The sequence below is a fragment of the Streptomyces sp. NPDC029122 genome (assembly GCF_055569445.1).
Map to the genome: position 1 here is coordinate 12,831 of NZ_JBVHWK010000009.1, position 21,638 is coordinate 34,468.

A 21,638-nucleotide genomic window follows, 5' to 3' on the forward strand; every position below is an offset into this window, starting at 1 on the left:
CCTAGCGCTTCTTGTTCGTCTTGCGGCGGCGGACGATGTACTTGCTCGAAGCCTTCTTCGGCGAGCGAGTACGACCCTCCTTCTGACCCCACGGGGAGACCGGGTGGCGACCACCGCTGGTCTTGCCCTCACCACCACCGTGCGGGTGGTCAACCGGGTTCATCGCGACACCGCGGACGGTCGGGCGGACGCCCTTCCAGCGCATGCGGCCGGCCTTGCCCCAGTTGATGTTCGACTGCTCGGCGTTGCCGACCTCGCCGACCGTGGCGCGGCAGCGCGCGTCGACGAGACGGATCTCGCCCGACGGCATGCGGAGGTGGGCCATGACGCCCTCCTTCGCGAGCAGCTGCACGGAGGCGCCGGCGGAGCGGGCGAACTTCGCGCCGCCACCGGGACGGAGCTCGATCGCGTGGATCGTGGTACCGACCGGGATGTTGCGGAGCGCGAGGTTGTTACCGGGCTTGATGTCGGCCGTGGGGCCGTTCTCGATCCGGTCACCCTGCTGCAGACCGCGCGGCGCGATGATGTAGCGCTTCTCGCCGTCGGCGTAGTGCAGCAGCGCGATGCGCGCGGTGCGGTTGGGGTCGTACTCGATGTGCGCGACCTTGGCCGGCACGCCGTCCTTGTCGTGACGACGGAAGTCGATCACACGGTAGGCGCGCTTGTGTCCGCCACCCTGGTGGCGAACGGTGATCCGGCCGGTGTTGTTACGGCCGCCCTTGCTGTGCAGAGGGCGAACCAGCGACTTCTCCGGCGTGGACCGCGTGATCTCGACAAAGTCGGCGACGCTGGAGCCACGACGGCCCGGGGTCGTCGGCTTGTACTTGCGGATACCCATTTCTCAGTCCTCGTCCGATTCCGGACGACTAGACCTCCGTTAGGAGGCCTGGCCGCCGAAGATGTCGATACGGTTGCCCTCGGCAAGGGTCACGATGGCGCGCTTGGTGTTGGCGCGCTTGCCGAAACCGGTCTTGGTGCGCTTGCGCTTACCCTGACGGTTGATCGTGTTGACCCCGGTGACCTTGACCGAGAAGACCGCCTCGACGGCCTGCTTGATCTGGGTCTTGTTGGCGCCGGGCGCGACGATGAACGTGTACTTGTTCTCGTCCAGCAGCGCGTAGCTCTTCTCCGAGACGACCGGCTTGATCAGCAGGTCGCGCGGGTCGGTGAAGGTCTTGCTGGTAACGGTCGCCTCAGACATCAGGCCTCGTTCCCTTCGGTCTCATCGGCCTTGGGGCCAGACACGAAGGACTCGAGCGCGGCCTGGGTGAAGACCACGTCGTCAGAGACGATCACGTCGTACGTGTTCAGCTGGCCCGGCTCCAGGATGTGAACCTGGGGCAGGTTGCGGGCGGACAGCCACGCCAGCTCGTCAGAGCGCTCGGCGACCAGGAGCAGGTTCTTGCGCTCCGAGATCTTGCCGAACAGCGTCTTGGCGGCCTTCGTGGAGGCGGCACCCTCGACCACGCCGGTGACGACGTGGATGCGGGAGTGACGCGCACGGTCCGAGAGGGCACCGCGGAGGGCGGCGGCCTTCATCTTCTTGGGGGTCCGCTGCGAGTAGTCACGCGGCTGCGGGCCGTGGACGACGCCACCGCCGGCGAACTGCGGAGCGCGGGTCGAACCCTGACGGGCGCGGCCGGTGCCCTTCTGGCGGTAAGGCTTCTTGCCACCACCACGGACTTCGCCACGGGTCTTGGTCTTGTGCGTGCCCTGACGGGCAGCTGCCAGCTGGGCGACGACGACCTGGTGGATCAGCGGAACGCTGGTCTTCGCGTCGAAGATCTCCGAGGGGAGCTCGACGGTACCGGCCTTGTCGCCTGCCGGCGAAAGGATGTCAATGGTGCTCATTACCTCAAGCCCCCTTGGCCGCGGTACGGACCAGGACGAGGCCGCCGTTCGGACCGGGGACCGCGCCCTTGATGAGGAGCAGACCCTTCTCCGCGTCAACCGCGTGGATGGTCAGGTTCTGGGTGGTGACGCGCTCGTTACCCATGCGACCGGCCATGCGCATGCCCTTGAAGACACGCCCAGGGGTGGCGCAGCCACCGATCGAACCGGGGGAGCGGTGCTTGCGCTGCACACCGTGACCGGCGCCGAGGCCCCGGAAGTTGTGCCGCTTCATGACACCGGCGAAGCCCTTGCCCTTGCTGTTGCCCGTGACGTCAACCTTGACGCCGGACTCGAAGATCTCAGCGGTGATCTCCTGGCCGAGCGTGTACTCGCTGGCGTCGGAGGTGCGGAGCTCCACCAGGTGGCGGCGGGGGGTCACGTCGGCCTTGGCGAAGTGGCCCTTGAGGGGCTTGTTCACCTTGCGCGGGTCGATCTCGCCGAAGGCGATCTGGACCGACTCGTAGCCGTCGGTGTCGTTCGTACGGACCTGGGTCACGACGCAGGGTCCGGCCTTGACGACGGTCACCGGGACGACACGGTTGTTCTCGTCCCAGACCTGGGTCATGCCGAGCTTCTCGCCCAGGACGCCCTTGATCTGCTTTGCCATCTTCTCGACGCCTCTCAGAGCTTGATCTCGATGTCAACGCCGGCCGGAAGGTCCAGGCGCATCAGCGAGTCAACGGTCTTGGGCGTCGGGTCGAGGATGTCGATCAGGCGCTTGTGCGTGCGCATCTCGAAGTGCTCGCGCGAGTCCTTGTACTTGTGCGGCGACTTGATGACGCAGTACACGTTCTTCTCAGTGGGCAGCGGCACCGGGCCCGCGACCGACGCACCAGTGCGCGTCACCGTCTCGACGATCTTCTTCGCCGAGGAGTCGATGACCTCGTGGTCGTAGGCCTTGAGCCGGATGCGGATCTTCTGTCCCGCCATGGCTACTCCGTAGTCCTGTCTGTGTGTGGAACGCTCTGGCTCCCGGTGGGCCGCAGGAGCAACTCCCGCAGCCTTTCCTCCGACCCACGCGGTCGGGCGTGTCGCACTCCCTCTACAGAAAATTCCCATACGGAAATTCCCTCGTCCAAGGGGGTGCGGTCCCTGGACCGCGCATCGGGGGAAAGACACCCGCCGAGTGCCTGGTGGGCACCGTGCTGACACTTCCCAGAAGATTCCCGTACGTCCGCCCTCATTGCTGCCCCGAAAGGCAGATTAAGGACGACGAGTACTGTGGGACTCGCTTCCGGTCCTCCCGGCGGGAGGCGCACAGCATCGGCACTCAACCGAGCAACTTGAGTAGTCTGCCATACGAGGCACGTACCTGGCCAATCGGGCCGAAGAGAATACCCCGCTGCGCGAACACGTCAAACCGCGGCACGCGTTTTCCCGGGGGTTCCTCCCAGGTCAGGAGCGGGATGCCGCGCCGCCATGCACTCCCCCGCCGGCCCGCCCATGGGCGCACTCCGGTCGTAGGGGTCGACGACCGACCCTGACGGACCCGGCCCGCCCGCCGCGAGCTCGCTGTCGAACCGGGGGTGCAGAAAGCCGGTGCCGTCCCGCGAGCAGTCGTCGTTGCCGGCGCTCTCCAACTACTCCAGGACCTGGAGCCTGCCCGGGGTCGAGACCACCTTGCGGGGGTCGGAGAGGGCCACGGTCAGCGTGCGCCGCACCACCGTGCGGGCCACCTCGTCCGAGCCCGGCTCCGCCCGGACCACGGGGTAGGCGAAGGTGTGGTCGGCGTGCACCTTCACCTCGCCGTCCCGGCCGCTGTCGAAGCTCATCCGGCCGCGCGTCTTGACCACGTCGCCGTGCACCCTGACCTCCGCCGGGTGGAACCGGCTGAACAGCCACAGCGGGTCCGCGTCCCTCGAGGGGGCGGCCAGGGCGGTCTCGATGAGGCCCTTGCCGTCGCTCTGCACGGGGTCCAGCAGGTCCAGCGCCGCCTGGGGCCGTTCGCTCCAGGGTGGCGGGGTCCAGGTTCGACGCGATCAGCAGCTGCTTGGTCATGGCCAGCGCGTCGGCGACCTGCTGCTTCGACATGCCGCCGACGGCAGCGGGCTCCGGGGTCTCGATACCGGCCGCGCCGTCGGCTCACCGCAGGGCCGGCGAGCCGCGGAAGGGCTCCTTGAGCGTGGGGCGGCCCGGGGGGACGGCCCCCGGGGCCGCCGTCGGGCGTACGGACTCCGCGGGCAGCGGTCCGGCCGCGCGGGTGGCGTCGCGGGCCGCGGCCTCGCCCGTCAGGCGGTCGATGAGCGGCTCGGGACGCAGGACGACCAGCGCCAGCGCCGCGATGCCCACGATCGCCGCGGCGGCCTTCAGGCCCCGCCGGCGCCGGTTCGTCTCCTGGCGGGCGGGCCCGGTGCGCCAGCCCGGCGGTTCGTGCGGCACCGGCGCGCTCCCGCGCCCGAACGGCCCGCGCCGCACGGCGGCCCGGGCCCGTTCCTCGTCCTCGCGCCGCAGACGCTCGGTGACCATCCGCGCCCGCGCCGACGGCTCCTTCGGCGCGCCCGCGCCCTCCCGCGTGCCGGAGCCTCTCACGGCTCCGTACGGGCCCCCGCCCCGGGGCACGACGAAGGGCCCCTCCCCCGCCGCCGGAGCGGTGGGAAAGGGGCCCTCACGTCGAACATGGTGCCCGCTGCAGCGAGCTACCAGGTCAGAGCACGAATTACTTCGTGATCTTGGTGACCTGGCCGGCGCCCACGGTACGACCACCCTCACGGATGGCGAACTTCAGGCCCTCCTCCATGGCGACCGGCTGGATCAGCTGGACGGACATGTCGGTGTTGTCGCCCGGCATGACCATCTCGGTGCCCTCGGGGAGGGTAACGACGCCGGTCACGTCCGTGGTACGGAAGTAGAACTGCGGGCGGTAGTTGTTGAAGAACGGGGTGTGACGGCCACCCTCGTCCTTCGACAGGATGTACGCGGCGGCCTCGAACTCGGTGTGCGGCGTGACCGAACCGGGCTTGATGATGACCTGGCCGCGCTCGACGTCCTCGCGCTTGATGCCACGGAGGAGCAGACCGACGTTCTCGCCGGCCTGGCCCTCGTCGAGCAGCTTGCGGAACATCTCGATGCCGGTGACCGTGGTGGTGGTCTTCTCGGTCTTGATGCCGATGATGTCGACGGTCTCGTTGACCTTCAGGACACCACGCTCGATACGACCGGTGACGACGGTGCCACGACCGGTGATCGTGAAGACGTCCTCGACGGGCATGAGGAACGGCTTGTCGGTGTCACGCGGCGGGGTCGGGATCGACTCGTCGACGGCCTTCATGAGGCCGAGGAGCTTCTCGCCCCACTCCTTGTCGCCCTCGAGCGCCTTCAGCGCGGAGACCTGGACGACCGGCAGGTCGTCGCCCGGGAAGTCGTACTCGGAGAGCAGCTCACGGACCTCGAGCTCGACGAGCTCCAGGATCTCCTCGTCGTCCACCATGTCGGCCTTGTTCAGGGCGACGACGATGTAGGGAACGCCGACCTGGCGGGCCAGGAGCACGTGCTCCTTGGTCTGCGGCATCGGGCCGTCGGTGGCGGCGACCACGAGGATGGCACCGTCCATCTGCGCGGCACCGGTGATCATGTTCTTGATGTAGTCCGCGTGACCCGGGCAGTCGACGTGGGCGTAGTGACGCGCCTCGGTCTGGTACTCGACGTGCGCGATGGAGATGGTGATACCGCGCTGGCGCTCCTCAGGAGCCTTGTCGATCTGGTCGAAGGCCGAGGCCTCGTTCAGGTCCGGGTACGCGTCGTGCAGCACCTTGGTAATGGCGGCCGTGAGGGTCGTCTTACCGTGGTCAATGTGACCGATGGTGCCGATGTTGACGTGCGGCTTAGTCCGCTCGAACTTCGCCTTCGCCACGGGGGTCCTCCTGGAGAGTGGTTCTGTACGCCTTACAGATCGGCGCCAGGTGATCTTTGCTGGGAAGCCGGGTTCCCCGGGGCAACGGGAGATTTGCTCCTGTTGCCCCAGAGGCTCCGGTGACAAGCCTAAAGCGTGTACTCGGAAGAGTTACTCGCCCTTGGCCTTCGCGATGATCTCCTCGGCGACGTTCCGGGGAACCTCGGCGTAGGAGTCGAACTGCATCGAGTAGCTGGCGCGACCCGAGGTCTTGCTGCGGAGGTCTCCGACGTAGCCGAACATCTCCGAAAGCGGCACGAGGCCCTTGACGATCTTGGCTCCGTGACGGTCCTCCATGGCCTGGATCTGGCCACGGCGGGAGTTGATGTCACCGATGACGTCGCCCATGGACTCCTCCGGCGTGGTGACCTCGACGGCCATCATCGGCTCGAGGAGCACGGGAGAAGCCTTGCGCGCGGCCTCCTTGAAGGCCTGCGAACCGGCGATCTTGAAGGCGAGCTCGGAGGAGTCGACCTCGTGGTAGCCACCGTCGAGAAGCGTGACGCGGACGCCCGTCATCTCGTAGCCGGCCAGGATGCCGAACTGCATGGCCTCCTGCGCACCGGCGTCGACCGAAGGGATGTACTCCTTCGGCACGCGGCCACCGGTGACCTTGTTGACGAACTCGTACGCCGGACCATCGGCGTCCGTGATCGGCTCGATCGCGATCTGCACCTTCGCGAACTGACCGGTACCACCGGTCTGCTTCTTGTGGGTGTAGTCGTGACGCTCGACGGCCTTGCGGATCGTCTCACGGTACGCGACCTGCGGCTTGCCGACGTTGGCCTCGACCTTGAACTCGCGCTTCATACGGTCGACCAGCACCTCGAGGTGCAGCTCGCCCATACCGCCGAGGATGGTCTGGCCCGTCTCCTCGTCCGAGTGGACGTGGAACGAGGGGTCCTCTTCCGCGAGACGCTGGATGGCGACACCCAGCTTCTCCTGGTCGCCCTTGGACTTGGGCTCGATGGCGACCTGGATGACCGGAGCCGGGAAGTCCATGGACTCCAGGATCACGGGCTGCTTGTCGTCGCACAGCGTCTCACCGGTGGTGGTCTGCTTCAGGCCCATGACGGCGACGATGTCACCGGCGCCCACCGACTCGATCTCCTCGCGCTTGTTCGCGTGCATGCGGTAGATCTTGCCGATGCGCTCCTTCTTGCCCTTGACGGAGTTCAGCACCGCGGTGCCGGCCTCCAGGCGGCCCGAGTAAACCCGGACGAAGGTGAGCTTGCCGAGGTGCGGGTCGCTCATGATCTTGAACGCGAGCGCGGCGAGGGGCTCCTCGTCGGACGGCTTGCGCTTCACGACGACCTCGGCGTCACGGACGTCGTGACCCTCGATGGCCTCGATGTCCAGCGGCGACGGGAGGTAGCGCACGACGGCGTCGAGCAGGGGCTGAACGCCCTTGTTCTTGAACGCCGTACCGCAGAACACCGCGGTGATCGTGGGCTCGCCCTTGCCCTTGCCGGAGCCGAGGATGATGCGACGCACGGCGGCGTGCAGCTGCTCCTCGGTGGGCTCGGTGCCCTCGAGGAAGAGCTCCATCATCTCTTCGTCGTTCTCGGCGACCTGCTCGACGAGGGTGGCGCGCCACTCCTCGGCCAGCTCGGTGTGCGTGGCCGGGATGTCGACGACGTCGTACATCTCGCCCTTGGTGGCCTCGGCGGACCACACGAGCGCCTTCATGCGGACGAGGTCGACGACGCCCTTGAAGTCCGCCTCGGCACCGATCGGGAGCTGCATGACGATCGGAACCGCACCGAGGCGGTCCTTGATCATGTCGACGCAGCGCATGAACTCGGCGCCGGTACGGTCGAGCTTGTTGACGAAGCAGATGCGCGGGACGCCGTAGCGGTCCGCCTGACGCCAAACGGTCTCGGACTGCGGCTCCACACCGGCGACACCGTCGAACACGGTGACGGCACCGTCGAGGACGCGGAGCGAACGCTCCACCTCGACCGTGAAGTCAACGTGACCCGGGGTGTCGATGATGTTGATGGTGTGGTCGACGTCCTCGAGCGGCCAGTGGCAGGTCGTCGCGGCGGACGTGATCGTGATGCCGCGCTCCTGCTCCTGCTCCATCCAGTCCATCGTGGCAGCGCCGTCGTGGACTTCACCGATCTTGTAAGACACACCGGTGTAGAACAGGATGCGCTCGGTGGTGGTCGTCTTGCCCGCGTCGATGTGGGCCATGATGCCGATGTTGCGCACCTTGGCCAGGTCAAGCGAAGTGGTAGCCATATCGGCTCAGTCTTCTCTCGGTCTCGATGTGGGTTGGGACTACCAGCGGTAGTGCGCGAAGGCCTTGTTGGACTCGGCCATCTTGTGCGTGTCCTCGCGCTTCTTGACAGCAGCGCCAAGACCGTTGGAGGCGTCGAGCAGCTCGTTCATGAGGCGCTCGGTCATGGTCTTCTCGCGACGGGCGCGGGAGTAACCCACGAGCCAGCGGAGGGCCAGGGTCGACTGGCGACCCGGCTTGACCTCGACGGGGACCTGGTAGGTCGCGCCACCGACACGGCGGGACTTGACCTCGAGGGACGGCTTGACGTTCTCCAGCGCGCGCTTCAGCGTGATGACCGGGTCGTTGCCGGTCTTCTCGCGGAGGCCTTCCATGGCGCCGTAGACGATGCGCTCGGCGGTGGAGCGCTTGCCGTTCAGCAGGATCTTGTTGATGAGCGAGGTCACCAGAGGAGATGCGTAGACCGGGTCGATGATGACCGGGCGCTTCGGGGCGGGGCCCTTACGAGGCATTCTTACTTCTCCTTCTTGGCGCCGTAGCGGCTGCGGGCCTGCTTGCGGTTCTTGACAGCCTGGGTGTCAAGCGCACCGCGGATGATCTTGTAACGAACACCCGGCAGGTCCTTCACACGGCCACCACGCACGAGCACGATCGAGTGCTCCTGCAGGTTGTGTCCCTCACCCGGAATGTAAGCGGTGACCTCGATGCCGGAGGTCAGACGCACACGCGCGACCTTACGGAGCGCCGAGTTCGGCTTCTTCGGGGTGGTCGTGAACACACGCGTGCAGACGCCACGACGCTGGGGCGAAGCCTCGAGCGCGGGGGTCTTTGTCTTCTCGACCTTGTCCTGCCGGCCCTTACGGACCAGCTGCTGGATCGTAGGCACTACTTCTCCGGTTTCTGTGTGCCGTGTAGTGAAGCTAACCTGGAACTTTGCCGACCCACGCGGTCGGGTGTGTCGGATCCGGCGGACCCCTCCGCAAGGCGGAAAGACGCATGGATCGCGGTGGCCGTCGACGCTCTCGTGCGGTTGATGGACACGCACGGGAGCCCAGGCACACCCCAGGCACAAGGTCTGAGCGTACCTACCGCATCCACTCCGGTCAAAACATGAGCCTCCCGGCCCCCGCCGCGACGAGCGCACAGGTCAGGCGCCGCACGGGCGGGAGCGCCCCGGGCCGGGGTGGCCGCGCGGAACGCGGACCGGCGTGGTAGGGAGGGCGAACTACACTGCCCACCGAATCCCGCGAGTCAGTCCAAAACGTACGAGCGCCAGGAGCAGGACATTGGGGACGGTCACACCGGAGCCGGCGACGGCGGAAATCCCGCCCCCTGACGGCGGCCGACCCCCCTCGTCACGGCGGCGCGCCGCGCTCCCGCGGCTGTACGGGCCCCTGCTGGCCTTCCTCATCACCTCGGGCGCCTTCTGCGCCGCCTGGGTGGCGCGGGGCTCCTTCCCCTTCGGCGACCGCGGCCGGGCCATCAACGACCAGGCCAACCAGTACGTGCCCTTCCACCGCGCCCTGTGGGACCTGGTCCACGGCCAGGCCGCCGGCGACGTGCTGTTCACCTGGCGGGGAGGCTTCGGACAGCAGTTCCTGTCCGACTACTACACCTACCTCGGCAATCCGTTCTCCTGGCTGGCCGTACTGGTCCCGCGCGAGCACGTCGACCTCGCCGTCTTCGTGATCACCCCCGTCACCATGGGCACCGCCGCGGCCGTGATGGCCGTCTACCTCGGCAAGCTGCACCCCGGTCCGTGGTGGCAGCGCGGGGTGCTCGGAGCCACGTACGGGCTGTGCGGGTGGGCGTTGAGCGACGCCTCGTACATCCCCATGTGGCTGTGGGGCCTGGTGGCCCTCCCGCTCCTCGGCATCGCCGTCGAGTGGTGCCTGGAGGGGCGCCGCTGGCCGGGGGTGGCGCTGCTGGTCGCGCTGGCCTGGTTCGGGAACTTCTACACGGCGATGATGGCCACGATGGCCGCCTGCGTCCTGCTCGGCATCCGCCTGATCACCCTGGACCTGACCGGCGCCCAGCGGCTGCGCGCCCTGGGGCGGGCGGCCTCCGCGGCCACGGTGGGCATCCTCCTGACGCTCCCCCTCCTCCTGCCGTCGTTCCTGTCCAGCGGGGCGGCGCAGCCCACCAGGGCCGGCGCCTTCGACCCCGTCCGGATCGAGGTCTTCCTCTCGGGCATGCTCCCGGCCACCCACCTGTGGGGCGGCCGCCCGCGCCTGTACGTGGCCTCCCTGGGGCTGATCCTGGCGGGCAGCTTCCTGCTCAACACCCGCATCGCGGCGCGCACCCGCCTGGTGTGGGCGGCGGCCACCCTGCTGGTCCTGGTCTCCTTCCAGTTCCCGCCGACGCAGTACGTCTGGCACGGCCTGGCGGTGCCGAACGGCAACCCGTACCGCGAGGCCTTCGTGTTCAGCGGGATGGTCGTCATCCTGGCCTGGCTGGCCCTGGCCCACCGTCCGCGCCCCCTCCACCTCGCCCTGCCGGCGGCCCTTCTCGTGCTGGCCGCCTTCGTGCTGCGCCGCACCGACGACTTCGGCGGCTGGACCTGGCCGGCCGTCCTGGGCGGCGGCGCCGCCTCGCTGCTGGCCCTCATCCTGCTGGCCCTGGGCGCGAAGCGCCGCGCCCTGGTCCCGCTCGCGGCCGTCCTGATGATCGGCGTGGTCTTCGCCGAATCGACGGTCGCGGCGGCCAACGCCGACGCCCGCCGCTCCCGCGAACGCTGGGCGCACCCGACGGCCACCTCGAACCGTTCGATCACGAACCACTTCGAAGCCGTCCAGGGCGTGGACGGCTGGCCCGCCTACCGGACGGACTCGGGCGCGCCGCAGACCTCGTACAACGACGCCCTCGCCCTGCGGGCGGAGGGACCGCAGTACTACAGCAGCTACCTCCCGGAGGTCACGTACCGGGCCCTGGAGCCGCTCGGCTACGGCTTCAAGAACGACGGCCGGACCTTCTTCGGCGCCGACAACCCGGTGCTCGACGCGATCTTCTCGATCGGCGCCCGGGTCCGTCCGGGGAAGGAACCGGGCAGCTGGACGGCGACGAGGTCCCCCGCCCCGCCCCTGGTGACGCTCCGCACGGCCCCGTACACCTCCCCCAACCCGGCCGGCTCGGTCTACGCCCACCAGGAGACCGTCCTGGGCGCCACCGTCTACGAGGTCCCCCCGGTCACCCGCGGCGGCACCGCCACCACCCAGACCTACGCCGCCCGGTGCACGCCCGGCTCCGAGGCCTACTGGTACTCCCCCGCCCTGTACGGCACCCTGCGCACCCCCGCCTCCGCCCGCCCCCTGGAGGACCGCATGACCGGCGTCGTCCCCCTGGGCCCCGTCCCGGCCTCGGGAACGGTCACCGCGACGGTGGAGACCCGCACGGAGAACGCCGACGCCGGCGCCCACCCGATCGGCTGCCTGAACCGCGCGGCCCTGGCCTCGGCGGTCGGCCACCTCACCACCACGGGCGCCACCGCGGTGGAGGTCGGCGGCCACACCCTGGAAGCCACCCTCCCCGCGAACGCCACCGGCACCGCGGTCCTCGCCGTCACGAACGTCCCCGGCTGGCAGTGCTCGGCCCCGGTCCGCGACTTCCACGGCCTGCTGGCCCTCCCGGTCACCCCGGGCACCCGCCACCTCTCCTGCACCTTCACCCCGAAGGGCCTCACCCCGGGCCTGACGGCGGCAACCCTGGCCCTCCTCACCCTCACCTCGGTCACCACGGCCACCCACCTCCGCCGCCGCCGCGAAATCCCCTAATCCGCCGCCGCGCGCCCCCGGTGGCCAGTACATTGACCGCCCTGACGACCGGGGGGCGCGCATGGCTTCGGCACAACCCGCAGGCGACGGAGGGCTGGACGACCGGGTCCCCTTCCTGGCCCGCTTGGAGGACAAGGACGGCGCGGCGTTACGGGCGCTGGGCCGCGAGCTGAACTTCGCGCCCCGCGCCCACCTCACCCTCCAGGACGAACCCGCCTCCCACGTCCTGCTGATCCTCCACGGCTGGACGAAGGTCACCACCTCCGCCGCCAACGGCAAGGAAGCCCTGCTGGCTCTGCGCGGCCCGGGCGACATCATCGGCGAATCCGCCGCCCTCACCGGACGCACCCGCTCCGCCACCGTGACCGCGCTCGAACCGGTACGCGCTCTGGCCGTCGCCCCCGAGCCCTTCCGCGATTTCCTCGCCCGCGTCCCCTCCGCCGCCTTCCAGCTCCTGGCCCTCACCTCGGACCGCGCACGCTCCGGCGACCGGCGGCGGCTGGAATTCGCCTCGCTGAGCGTGCGCGAGCGGCTGGCCGTCCTCCTCCAGGAGCTGGCACGGACCCACGGGCGCCGCACCGAGGAAGGCATCGAGATCACTGTCCCCCTCAGCAAGCAGGAGATCGGCGGAGCCATCGGGGCCTCCCGCGAGATGGTCCAGCGCCAGCTCAAGGACCTGCGCGCCCGCGGGGTCGTCATCACGGCCCGTCGCGCGATGGTGATCGCACGGCCGGACGTGCTGCGCCGGATCGCGCAGGCGCAGGGCGAGAGCTGAACCGTCCCCTTCAGTGCAGGCCGTCACACTCCCGGTGTGCCATCCGCCCTCTCGGCGGGGCGCCCGCCTGCGCCACTCTCTTGTCATCCCTGCTGTCACCGCAGGAACCCATCACGAGAGGCGATCATGAGCGACCCGATCCCCCGCACCTTCCTCCTCGTCGACACGGAGCGCTTCAGCGACCGCGACGACGTCCAGCAGGCCTATCTGCGCCGGATGCTGTACGACGTCGTCGACCGGACCCTGCTGGCCGCCGGGATCGACCAGACCTTACGGCTGCGCGCCGACCGGGGCGACGCGGTCATGGAACTGATCGACCCGCACGTCCCCCTCACCACCTTGCTGCGGGCCCTGCTGACGGAGATCCCGGCCCAGCTCCACACGGTGAACCGGATGGCGGCCGCCTCGGCCCAGATCCGCCTGCGCGTGGTGCTCGCGACCGGGATCGTGATGATCGACGAATACGACGGGTGGGTGGGCACCGACCTCAACGAGGCCTGCCGGCTCCTGGACGGCGAACCACTGCGTGCCGCGCTGCGCGAGCGTACGGACGACTACGCCCTCTGCGTTTCCCGGTCGGTCCACGCCGGGGTCGTGCGGCACAACCACACCGGCATCCGGGCCGAGGAGTTCCACGAGGTCACCGTGCCCAGCAAGAACGGCCCGCTCCAGGCTTGGCTGTACGGGCCCTTGGCTTCGGGAACCGGCGGCGGACCGGCTGCGACCCCCGCACCCGCACCTGCGGCCCCACGGGGACCTGAAGGAGCGGCGGAAGCGGTGGACACGACGGAAACGGGCCGGGCCGATGCCGCCGGCATCCGCTTCCAGGGCGTGAACGACGGGATCGTCGCCGGTCACATCGAAGGCAACGCCGTCCGTGCCGGTGTGGTCCACGGCGACATCATCTTCGGTGACCGCCGGTGAGTGACCAGCCGGACCAGTCGGCGGACCCCGCCGAGGAGCCCGGGCAGGCAGCAGCGGAGGAGGGAACCCCGACCGAGCAGGAGGGCCAGGAGAAGAAGGCCGAGGAAGAGGCCCAGCAGCCGTGGGCCACCCGTCGTGAGCTGCACGCCCACGCACCGAAGTCGATGGCGTTCGACGGCACCAACCATGGCGTGGTGGCCGACCGGATCATCGGCAACGTCACGACCGAGGTCCACTACAGCTTCGGTGGGCTGGGCAGCGGCGCCCCCGCATCAGGGGAGATCCCGCCTTCGTACCTGCACCGGGCGTCGGGCCGCCGCCCTGATGCTCCTCCGCTCGGTGGGCGCCACCCCGGTGCACGCCCTGGACGGCACCACGAGCCCAGGTAGGCTCGCAGGCCTGTTCGACACGCCCGGCAAGGCAGCCGGCTACGTGCTGTGCGACCTGAACACCAGCCGTGACGACCCCCTGCGCGAGGCCCAGTTCAACCGCCTCCGCGATCTCATGCAGGAACGCAACACCCATCTCGTGGTCACCGCCGGCGTGGGGGCGTACCTGGAGGACGCCATCCGCCCGGAGGAGTGGAAACCTCCGGAACAGAGGGCGGTCCTGGCTGCCCGGCTCGCCGTGGACGTGGGAGCCGAAGCCGCTTCCCGTCTGCTCGCCCTGCCGGCCGTTGACGAGTTCCTCTGCCGGGACCACCAACTCCGCGAGGTCGTCGGATACGCGACCGAGTTACGCCAGTACGCGGTGGGCCGATGCGACGAGAGCGAGCTGGCCGACTACTCCCTGCGCGCGCTGAAGAACCAGGTGCGCGAGTGGTTCGCGGAGCCCGAGGAGATCGTCCACCTGCGGGAGAAGGCCTTCCTCGTCGCCCTGGCCGCCTTCGACGGCGGCCCGTACGCCCTGACGGCAGAGCTCAGCGACCTGCTGTACTCCGAGCTCCAGCGCGTCGGCGACCCCAAGCGGAACGAAGCGATCCCCGTCTTCAGCACACACATCGGCAAACGGCTCGAGCTCGCCCGGGCGCGTACGTATTCGGAGCGCGAGGACACCGAGTGGGGCGAGGTCACCCAGCTCAAGGCGGCCTTCCGCGACGACCGGACCGCCCTCGTCCTGCTGCCGGAGGTGTGGACCGGCCACCCCGCCGCCCGCCCCGCCCTGGTGAAGTGGCTGAACGGGCTGGCGGACGACGGCCGGCCGCTGGTGCGCACCCGCGCCGCCGCTACCGCCGCCGTGCTGGCGCGCACGGACTTGCCGTCCGCGATGGCCCTGATCATCGAACCCTGGGCCCGCTCGGACAGGGCCCGGAGGCGAACGACGGCCGTCAGCGCCCTCACTCTCGCCCACCAGATCGACGCGCCGAACATCCCCCGCATCATCGACGCCTGGAGCACGTACGCCGACGATCCCCGGCCCTGCTGGGTCGCCGTGCGGGCCCAGGGGCTGATCGGAACCGAGCGCCCGGAAGCCGCCCTGGCCGCCCTCCGCGCGCAGGCGCACCAGCAGCACGGCAAGAAGAAGCCCGACCAGCAGGTGCACGACGAGCTCCCGAAGTCGGTCGCGCTCCTCCTGCTGTCGTCCGAAGCGGACACCGTCCTCGCCGAACTGTTGCGGACCCTCCCTGACCATCGCTCGGCCCACGATCTCGCCATGCGCGGCTTCCTCACCGCAGGCGGCCAACGCGACGAGGAGGCCGGACACGGACGCCCTCTGGTCCTCGACTGGTATGCGCGCGCCGACCATGACGACACCCCCGCAGCGCCGGCGATCGTGCGGCTCCTGCGTGACGCCCTCGACGACCGCGCCCACACGGAGGAAGCCGAGCGAGTGCTGCGTGGCTGGATCCGGGCCGCCGACCAGGACGAGAAGACGGAGTGGGCGCTGGCCTCTCTGCTGACCAAGCTGGCCGCAACCCCCCGCGAGACCTCCCGCCTGGACTACCTGCTGCGCAACCCGCAGGGCGCCGATGGTGGCCCGTATCCACAAGTCGCCGCCCGCCTGCGCGCCGCGCTCCCCCGTCCCACGCCCGCCTGAAGGGAAGGCCCGCACGATGTACGACTTCAACCGGCACGCCGAACGGCACACCAAGCTGACCGACCCTGTCGTCACCGTCCGCCAGATCGGCCGTTTCGAGTTCGCCGGCCGGACGGCCACACGCATCGACCACGCCTTGGTCTACTCGACGCCGAAGGGCACGTACGTGACGTACTTGCCACCGAACCGGCCCCGTCCCAGGAGCACGCGCCTCTACACCGCCGTGTACGAGGTGGACATGGGGGCACATCCCGTCCGGGCGGAGATGTCACTGCCCAGCGACAACGACGCCCACGAGTTCACGGCGACGGTCCAGCTCACCTGGCAGGTCGCCGACCCTGCCCTGTACGTCCGAAGCGGCTGCCGTGACGTCCCGCGGCTGCTGCTCAGTGAGCTGGAGCAGACCTGCAGGCCCGTGACCCGAGGCTTCCACATCACCGGAAGCGCGGCTGCCGAAGAGGAACTGCTCGCCACGGTGCGCGCGGGCAAGCCGCTCGGCGAAGGCGTCGGACTGGGCGTCGACTGGACGCTCCGCCTGCGCCGCGACGCCGACAACATCGCGCACGAGCGGCGCCTCCAGGCCGCGCGGCACGAGCTGGAACTCCAGCGGTACGAGGCCCAGAAGATCGCCTTCTACCAGCAGCACTTCGCCCGGGGCGGCATTCAGGCCTGGGCCCTGCATCTGGCGCGCCACCCCGAGGACACCCAATTGGCGCTGGACAGCATGGAGAAGCACCAGCTGGCGCTCCTCCGCTCGCAGCTCGACCAGGTCAAGACGCTCCTGGGCCCCGAAGGTGGTGAGGCCCACGAACTGGACCGGACCCGGCAGCTCATGATCGAGCAGATCAACGAGGCCCTCGCCCCCCACCCCCGTGCCCCGCTGCCCACTCCGGAGCTCCCGGAGCTGCCGCCCGGATACGGACGCCACCCCCAGCCGCCCGTCGGCCCGGAGCAGACACGGTGACCAAGCCCGCCGAGCCGTACCGACCCCCGCCCGAGTCCCCCCGGTACCCGGTGGGCCCGCCGCCCTGGCCCACGCACGTCCCCCCGCAGCACCGGCCGGAACATGACGACCTCGACTACCGCTACCCCCCGGGGACCCGCGTCCACTACCGGGCTCGGCAGCGCACCGCGGACGCCACCGCCCTCGGCCGGCTCGTCCTGCAGGTGCCGGGATTCCTGACGAGCCTGCTCGTCGTCCTGGGAACGGCCCTGCTGCTGGAAGTCTGGCTCGGGTTGCCGGCCTGGTTGCCGACCGCACTGTGGCTTGGTTCGGGGGCCCTGGCGTTCCACCGCCCGAGCGAACGCTTCCTGGCCCGCCATCTGCTGCGACTCCAGTACCCGCTCGATTCCGAGCTCGCCGTGCTCGACCCCGTGTGGCGTGAGGTCACCGCCCGCGCCGGTGTGGACGGCAGCCGCTACGAGCTGTGGATCGAGGACAGCGACGATCTGAACGCCCTCGCCGCAGCCGGCCACGTCGTCGCCGTCACCCGACGGGCCCTGGAACGACTGCCCACCGCGCAGCTGGCCGCCGTACTCGCCCACGAACTCGGCCACCACACCGCGGGGCATGCGTGGGCCGGACTCCTCGGCTGGTGGTACGCGCTCCCCGGACGGCTCGCCTGGCGAGGCGTGGCCGTGTCCACGGTCCGGCTGGTCCGGATCGCTAGCGGGTACTCGTACATCGCCGCCGCCGTTCTGGTCGCCCTCCTCGGCTGGGTCGCCTTTGCCACCCTGACCCTGACCTACGGCCTGCCGCTGCTGCTGCTCGCGCTGCCCTGCCTGACAGCCGCGGTGGGACGCCGCGCCGAACTCCGCGCCGACGCCCACGCGGCCGTACTGGGCTTCGCACCCATGCTCTCCCGGACGCTGCACGACGTACTGACCGACGAGGCGCCGGACTCCGACGGGGCCGGTCCCCTGGCCAGGCTCCTTTCGACCCACCCCGACCGCCGCACCCGCCTCCACCACCTCCGGCGGTACCTGGAGCTCGAGGGCTGAGAACGCCGCAGGGCGGCCACCCTCTCGGGTGACCGCCCTGCGGTTGGTGCGTGCCGACTCAGCCGTTGTACGGGCCGTAGTCGTAGTCCTCCAGCGGGACAGCCTGGCCGGAGCCGGTGCCGAAGGGCGAGTAGTCGATGTCGTCGTAGCCGACGGCCGAGTACATCGCGGCCTTGGCCTCCTCGGTCGGCTCCACCCGGATGTTGCGGTAGCGGGACAGGCCCGTACCGGCCGGGATGAGCTTACCGATGATGACGTTCTCCTTGAGGCCGATGAGGCTGTCGGACTTGGCGTTGATCGCCGCGTCCGTCAGGACTCGGGTCGTCTCCTGGAAGGAGGCGGCCGACAGCCAGGATTCCGTCGCCAGCGAGGCCTTGGTGATACCCATCAGCTGCGGGCGGCCGGAGGCGGGGTGACCGCCCTCGGTGACCACACGACGGTTCTCGGTCTCGAACTTCGAGCGCTCGACGAGCTCGCCCGGCAGGAGCTCCGCGTCGCCGGACTCGATGATCGTCACGCGGCGCAGCATCTGCCGGATGATGATCTCGATGTGCTTGTCGTGGATCGACACGCCCTGCGAGTTGTAGACCTTCTGGACTTCGCCGACCAGGTGGACCTGGACGGCACGCTGGCCGAGGATGCGCAGCACGTCGTGCGGGTTGGTGGCACCCATGGTGAGCTTCTGGCCCACCTCGACGTGGTCGCCCTCGTGCACGATGACCTTGGCGCGCTTGGAGATCGGGAAGGCCGTCTCCTCGCTGCCGTCGTCGGGCGTGATGACGATCTTCTTCGTCTTCTCGGTCTCCTCGATCCGCACGCGGCCGGCGGCCTCGGAGATCGGGGCGACACCCTTCGGGGTACGGGCCTCGAAGAGCTCGACGACACGCGGCAGACCCTGCGTGATGTCGTCACCGGCCACACCACCGGTGTGGAAGGTACGCATCGTCAGCTGGGTACCGGGCTCACCGATGGACTGGGCGGCGATGATGCCGACCGCCTCGCCGATGTCGACGAGCTTGCCGGTGGCCAGCGAGCGGCCGTAGCAGAAGGCACAGGTGCCGACCGCGGACTCGCAGGTCAGGACCGAGCGGGTCTTGACCTCCTCGACGCCGTTCGCGATGAGGGCGTCGATGAGCACGTCACCGAGGTCCACGTTGGCCGGCGCGATGACCTTGCCGTCGATGACGACGTCCTCGGCCAGCATGCGGGCGTACACGGAGGTCTCGACGTCGTCCGCCTTGCGGAGGACACCGGTCTCGTCCTTGACACCGATCTTGAGCTTGAGGCCGCGCTCGGTGCCGCAGTCCTCCTCGCGGATGATGACGTCCTGCGAGACGTCCACCAGACGACGGGTGAGGTAACCCGAGTCGGCGGTACGCAGGGCGGTGTCCGCCAGACCCTTACGGGCACCGTGCGTGGAGATGAAGTACTCCAGAACGGTGAGGCCCTCACGGAAGGACGCCTTGATCGGACGCGGGATGGTCTCGTTCTTCGCGTTCGACACCAGACCACGCATACCGGCGATCTGTCGCATCTGCATCATGTTTCCTCGGGCACCCGAGTCAACCATCATGAAGATGGGGTTCGTCTTGGGGAAGTTCGCGTTCATCGCCTCGGCAACCTCGTTGGTCGCCTTGGTCCAGATCGCGATGAGTTCCTGCGTGCGCTCGTCCTTGGTGATCAGACCGCGCTCGTACTGCTTCTGGACCTTCTCGTCCTGCGCCTCGTAGCCCGCGACGATGGCCTTCTTGGCCTCGGGCACGACGACGTCGGAGATGGCCACGGTGACGCCCGAACGGGTCGCCCAGTGGAAGCCGGCCGCCTTCAGGTTGTCGAGCGTCGCCGCCACGATGACCTTGGGGTAGCGCTCCGCCAGGTCGTTGACGATCTCGGAGAGCTGCTTCTTGCCCACCGAGTAGTCGACGAACGGGTAGTCCTCGGGCAGCAGCTCGTTGAAGAGCGCGCGGCCCAGGGTGGTCTTCAGACGGAAGCTGTCGCCCGGCTGGAACTCCTGCTCGCCCTCCTCGGCGACCGGCGGCACCCAGCCGCGCGGCGGGATGGTGCCCACCGGGAAGCGGATGTCGACGGACGACTGCAGCGCGAGCTCGCCGGCGTCGAACGCCATGATCGCCTCGGCGGTCGAGCCGAACGCGCGGCCCTCGCCCTTGGTGTCACGGAGCTCACCGTCGGTGGTCAGGAAGAACAGACCCAGGACCATGTCCTGCGTCGGCATCGTGACCGGACGGCCGTCGGCCGGCTTGAGGATGTTGTTCGAGGACAGCATCAGGATGCGGGCCTCGGCCTGCGCCTCCGCGGAGAGCGGCAGGTGGACGGCCATCTGGTCACCGTCGAAGTCCGCGTTGAACGCGGTGCAGACGAGCGGGTGGATCTGGATGGCCTTGCCTTCGACCAGCTGGGGCTCGAAGGCCTGGATGCCGAGGCGGTGCAGCGTGGGCGCACGGTTCAGCAGGACCGGGTGCTCGGCGATGACCTCTTCGAGCACGTCGTACACGACCGTGCGGCCGCGCTCGACCATGCGCTTCGCGCTCTTGATGTTCTGCGCGTGGTTCAGGTCGACCAGGCGCTTCATCACGAACGGCTTGAAGAGCTCCAGCGCCATGGCCTTGGGCAGACCGCACTGGTGCAGCTTCAGCTGCGGGCCGACGACGATCACGGAACGCGCGGAGTAGTCCACGCGCTTGCCGAGAAGGTTCTGACGGAATCGACCCTGCTTGCCCTTCAGCATGTCGCTGAGGGACTTCAGCGGACGGTTGCCGGGGCCCGTCACCGGGCGACCGCGACGGCCGTTGTCGAAGAGGGCGTCGACCGCCTCCTGGAGCATGCGCTTCTCGTTGTTCACGATGATCTCGGGGGCACCGAGGTCGAGAAGGCGCTTCAGGCGGTTGTTGCGGTTGATCACGCGGCGGTACAGGTCGTTCAGGTCGGAGGTCGCGAAGCGGCCACCGTCCAGCTGCACCATCGGACGCAGGTCCGGCGGGATGACCGGGACGCAGTCCAGAACCATGCCCTTGGGGCTGTTGCTGGTCTGCAGGAACGCGGAGACGACCTTGAGGCGCTTGAGCGCACGGGTCTTCTTCTGGCCCTTGCCGGTACGGATGATCTCGCGGAGGCGCTCGGCCTCCTCCTCCAGGTCGAAGGACTCCAGGCGCTTCTGCAGCGCCGCGGCACCCATCGAACCGTCGAAGTACGTACCGAAGCGGTCGCGCAGCTCGCGGTAGAGCAGCTCGTCGCCCTCGAGGTCCTGGACCTTGAGGTTCTTGAAGCGGTTCCACACCTCGTCGAGGCGGTCGATCTCGCGCTGGGCGCGGTCGCGGAGCTGCTTCATCTCGCGCTCGGCGCCTTCGCGCACCTTGCGGCGCACGTCGGCCTTGGCGCCCTCGGCCTCGAGCTCGCCGAGGTCGCTCTCGAGCTTCTTGGCGCGGCCTTCGAGATCCGCGTCACGGCGGTTCTCGATCTGCTGGCGCTCGACGGAGACGTGGGCCTCCAGCGACGGCAGGTCGCGCTGACGGCGCTCGTCGTCGACGAACGTGATCATGTACGCGGCGAAGTAGATGACCTTCTCGAGGTCCTTCGGCGCGAGGTCCAGCAGGTAGCCAAGGCGCGACGGGACGCCCTTGAAGTACCAGATGTGGGTGACGGGAGCGGCGAGCTCGATGTGGCCCATGCGCTCACGGCGCACCTTGGCGCGCGTGACCTCGACGCCACAGCGCTCACAGATGATGCCCTTGAAGCGGACACGCTTGTACTTGCCGCAGTAGCACTCCCAGTCCCGGGTGGGGCCGAAGATCTTCTCGCAGAAGAGTCCGTCCTTCTCGGGCTTGAGGGTGCGGTAGTTGATGGTCTCCGGCTTCTTGACCTCGCCGTGCGACCAGGTTCGGATGTCGTCCGCGGTGGCAAGGCCGATCCGCAGCTCGTCGAAGAAGTTGACGTCGAGCACTGTGCGTCAATCCCTCTTTCGGGGTCGAGTCTCAATCATGGTCTGAACGGTCCCGGGGGCGGGGGGGGGGGGGGGGGGGGGGGGGGGGGGGGGGGGGGGGGGGGGAGGGGGGGGGGGGGGGGTCTCTGCGCTGTGTAAGAGTTGCTCAG

19 protein-coding genes are annotated in these 21,638 nt (G+C 69.2%); 7 read left to right on the forward strand and 12 right to left on the reverse strand.

Annotation, left to right across the window (positions count from 1 at the left end; translation table 11 throughout):
* Window position 1: 1 nt before the first annotated feature.
* The 11 genes from rplB to rpsL form a co-directional block, all read right to left on the reverse strand.
* Window positions 2-838 (reverse strand): 50S ribosomal protein L2, encoded by an 837-nt coding sequence (gene rplB / locus ACZ4WZ_RS13240; RefSeq protein ID WP_125822122.1) that lies wholly within the window; start codon window positions 836-838, stop codon window positions 2-4.
* 39 nt (window positions 839-877) lie between these two features.
* Window positions 878-1,201, reverse strand: coding sequence for a 50S ribosomal protein L23 (gene rplW / locus ACZ4WZ_RS13245; protein ID WP_007265901.1), 324 nt, complete (start codon window positions 1,199-1,201; stop codon window positions 878-880).
* A complete protein-coding gene (gene rplD / locus ACZ4WZ_RS13250; protein ID WP_467889147.1) occupies window positions 1,201-1,851 on the reverse strand; it encodes a 50S ribosomal protein L4 in 651 nt (216 codons plus the stop codon). The genes rplW and rplD overlap by 1 nt, the downstream gene beginning before the upstream one ends.
* Window positions 1,852-1,855: 4 nt before the next feature.
* Window positions 1,856-2,500: a 50S ribosomal protein L3 gene (gene rplC / locus ACZ4WZ_RS13255; RefSeq protein ID WP_125594709.1), complete on the reverse strand. Its 645-nt coding sequence runs from the start codon at window positions 2,498-2,500 to the stop codon at window positions 1,856-1,858.
* A 14-nt stretch (window positions 2,501-2,514) separates the two neighbouring features.
* Window positions 2,515-2,823: a 30S ribosomal protein S10 gene (rpsJ, locus tag ACZ4WZ_RS13260; protein WP_003948644.1), complete on the reverse strand. Its 309-nt coding sequence runs from the start codon at window positions 2,821-2,823 to the stop codon at window positions 2,515-2,517.
* Window positions 2,824-3,473: 650 nt separating this feature from the next.
* Window positions 3,474-3,803 (reverse strand): hypothetical protein, encoded by a 330-nt coding sequence (locus ACZ4WZ_RS13265; protein WP_467889151.1) that lies wholly within the window; start codon window positions 3,801-3,803, stop codon window positions 3,474-3,476.
* 172 nt (window positions 3,804-3,975) lie between these two features.
* Entirely contained in the window at window positions 3,976-4,422 is a 447-nt protein-coding gene (locus ACZ4WZ_RS13270) for a hypothetical protein (protein ID WP_467889153.1), read from the reverse strand.
* A 127-nt stretch (window positions 4,423-4,549) separates the two neighbouring features.
* A complete protein-coding gene (tuf, locus tag ACZ4WZ_RS13275) occupies window positions 4,550-5,743 on the reverse strand; it encodes an elongation factor Tu (protein ID WP_125603751.1) in 1,194 nt (397 codons plus the stop codon).
* Window positions 5,744-5,893: 150 nt separating this feature from the next.
* Window positions 5,894-8,026 carry an elongation factor G gene (gene fusA / locus ACZ4WZ_RS13280; protein ID WP_467889156.1) on the reverse strand — a complete coding sequence of 711 codons (2,133 nt, stop codon included), beginning with the start codon at window positions 8,024-8,026 and terminating at the stop codon, window positions 5,894-5,896.
* 39 nt (window positions 8,027-8,065) lie between these two features.
* Window positions 8,066-8,536 (reverse strand): 30S ribosomal protein S7, encoded by a 471-nt coding sequence (gene rpsG, locus ACZ4WZ_RS13285; protein WP_007265894.1) that lies wholly within the window; start codon window positions 8,534-8,536, stop codon window positions 8,066-8,068.
* 2 nt (window positions 8,537-8,538) lie between these two features.
* Window positions 8,539-8,910: a 30S ribosomal protein S12 gene (gene rpsL, locus ACZ4WZ_RS13290; protein WP_007265893.1), complete on the reverse strand. Its 372-nt coding sequence runs from the start codon at window positions 8,908-8,910 to the stop codon at window positions 8,539-8,541.
* A gap of 400 nt (window positions 8,911-9,310) precedes the next feature.
* Here rpsL and ACZ4WZ_RS13295 point away from each other — a divergent pair, with 400 nt between their 5' ends.
* The 7 genes from ACZ4WZ_RS13295 (at window position 9,311) to ACZ4WZ_RS13325 (ending at window position 17,531) form a co-directional block, all read left to right on the forward strand.
* The gene (locus ACZ4WZ_RS13295; protein WP_467889158.1) at window positions 9,311-11,794 is read left to right on the forward strand and encodes a YfhO family protein; all 2,484 of its coding nucleotides are present in this window, start codon (window positions 9,311-9,313) and stop codon (window positions 11,792-11,794) included.
* A 61-nt stretch (window positions 11,795-11,855) separates the two neighbouring features.
* Complete coding sequence (locus ACZ4WZ_RS13300; protein ID WP_467889160.1) at window positions 11,856-12,569, forward strand: Crp/Fnr family transcriptional regulator; 714 nt, start codon at window positions 11,856-11,858, stop codon at window positions 12,567-12,569.
* A gap of 126 nt (window positions 12,570-12,695) precedes the next feature.
* Window positions 12,696-13,493, forward strand: a complete 798-nt coding sequence (locus tag ACZ4WZ_RS13305) for a hypothetical protein (protein WP_467889162.1) — start codon at window positions 12,696-12,698, stop codon at window positions 13,491-13,493.
* Window positions 13,490-13,882: a hypothetical protein gene (locus ACZ4WZ_RS13310; protein ID WP_467889165.1), complete on the forward strand. Its 393-nt coding sequence runs from the start codon at window positions 13,490-13,492 to the stop codon at window positions 13,880-13,882. Before ACZ4WZ_RS13305 ends, ACZ4WZ_RS13310 begins: the two co-directional genes overlap by 4 nt.
* The gene (locus ACZ4WZ_RS13315; protein WP_467889168.1) at window positions 13,833-15,530 is read left to right on the forward strand and encodes a hypothetical protein; all 1,698 of its coding nucleotides are present in this window, start codon (window positions 13,833-13,835) and stop codon (window positions 15,528-15,530) included. Before ACZ4WZ_RS13310 ends, ACZ4WZ_RS13315 begins: the two co-directional genes overlap by 50 nt.
* A gap of 16 nt (window positions 15,531-15,546) precedes the next feature.
* Window positions 15,547-16,494, forward strand: coding sequence for a hypothetical protein (locus tag ACZ4WZ_RS13320; RefSeq protein WP_467889170.1), 948 nt, complete (start codon window positions 15,547-15,549; stop codon window positions 16,492-16,494).
* Entirely contained in the window at window positions 16,491-17,531 is a 1,041-nt protein-coding gene (locus tag ACZ4WZ_RS13325) for a M48 family metalloprotease (RefSeq protein ID WP_467889172.1), read from the forward strand. Before ACZ4WZ_RS13320 ends, ACZ4WZ_RS13325 begins: the two co-directional genes overlap by 4 nt.
* 58 nt (window positions 17,532-17,589) lie before the next feature.
* Here the strand turns inward: ACZ4WZ_RS13325 and ACZ4WZ_RS13330 are convergent, their stop codons facing one another.
* A complete protein-coding gene (locus ACZ4WZ_RS13330) occupies window positions 17,590-21,489 on the reverse strand; it encodes a DNA-directed RNA polymerase subunit beta' (RefSeq protein WP_388934862.1) in 3,900 nt (1,299 codons plus the stop codon).
* Window positions 21,490-21,638: the final 149 nt, after the last annotated feature.

Excerpts from the sequence above, each read along its gene's own strand:
- rplB (WP_125822122.1), bottom strand. The coding sequence starts at position 838 with ATGGGTATCCGCAAGTACAAGCCGACGACCCCGGGCCGTCGTGGCTCC.
- rplW (WP_007265901.1), bottom strand. The coding sequence starts at position 1,201 with ATGTCTGAGGCGACCGTTACCAGCAAGACCTTCACCGACCCGCGCGAC.
- rplD (WP_467889147.1), bottom strand. The coding sequence starts at position 1,851 with ATGAGCACCATTGACATCCTTTCGCCGGCAGGCGACAAGGCCGGTACC.
- rplC (WP_125594709.1), bottom strand. The coding sequence starts at position 2,500 with ATGGCAAAGCAGATCAAGGGCGTCCTGGGCGAGAAGCTCGGCATGACC.
- rpsJ (WP_003948644.1), bottom strand. The coding sequence starts at position 2,823 with ATGGCGGGACAGAAGATCCGCATCCGGCTCAAGGCCTACGACCACGAG.
- fusA (WP_467889156.1), bottom strand. The coding sequence starts at position 8,026 with ATGGCTACCACTTCGCTTGACCTGGCCAAGGTGCGCAACATCGGCATC.
- rpsG (WP_007265894.1), bottom strand. The coding sequence starts at position 8,536 with ATGCCTCGTAAGGGCCCCGCCCCGAAGCGCCCGGTCATCATCGACCCG.
- ACZ4WZ_RS13300 (WP_467889160.1), top strand. The coding sequence starts at position 11,856 with ATGGCTTCGGCACAACCCGCAGGCGACGGAGGGCTGGACGACCGGGTC.
- ACZ4WZ_RS13305 (WP_467889162.1), top strand. The coding sequence starts at position 12,696 with ATGAGCGACCCGATCCCCCGCACCTTCCTCCTCGTCGACACGGAGCGC.
- ACZ4WZ_RS13320 (WP_467889170.1), top strand. The coding sequence starts at position 15,547 with ATGTACGACTTCAACCGGCACGCCGAACGGCACACCAAGCTGACCGAC.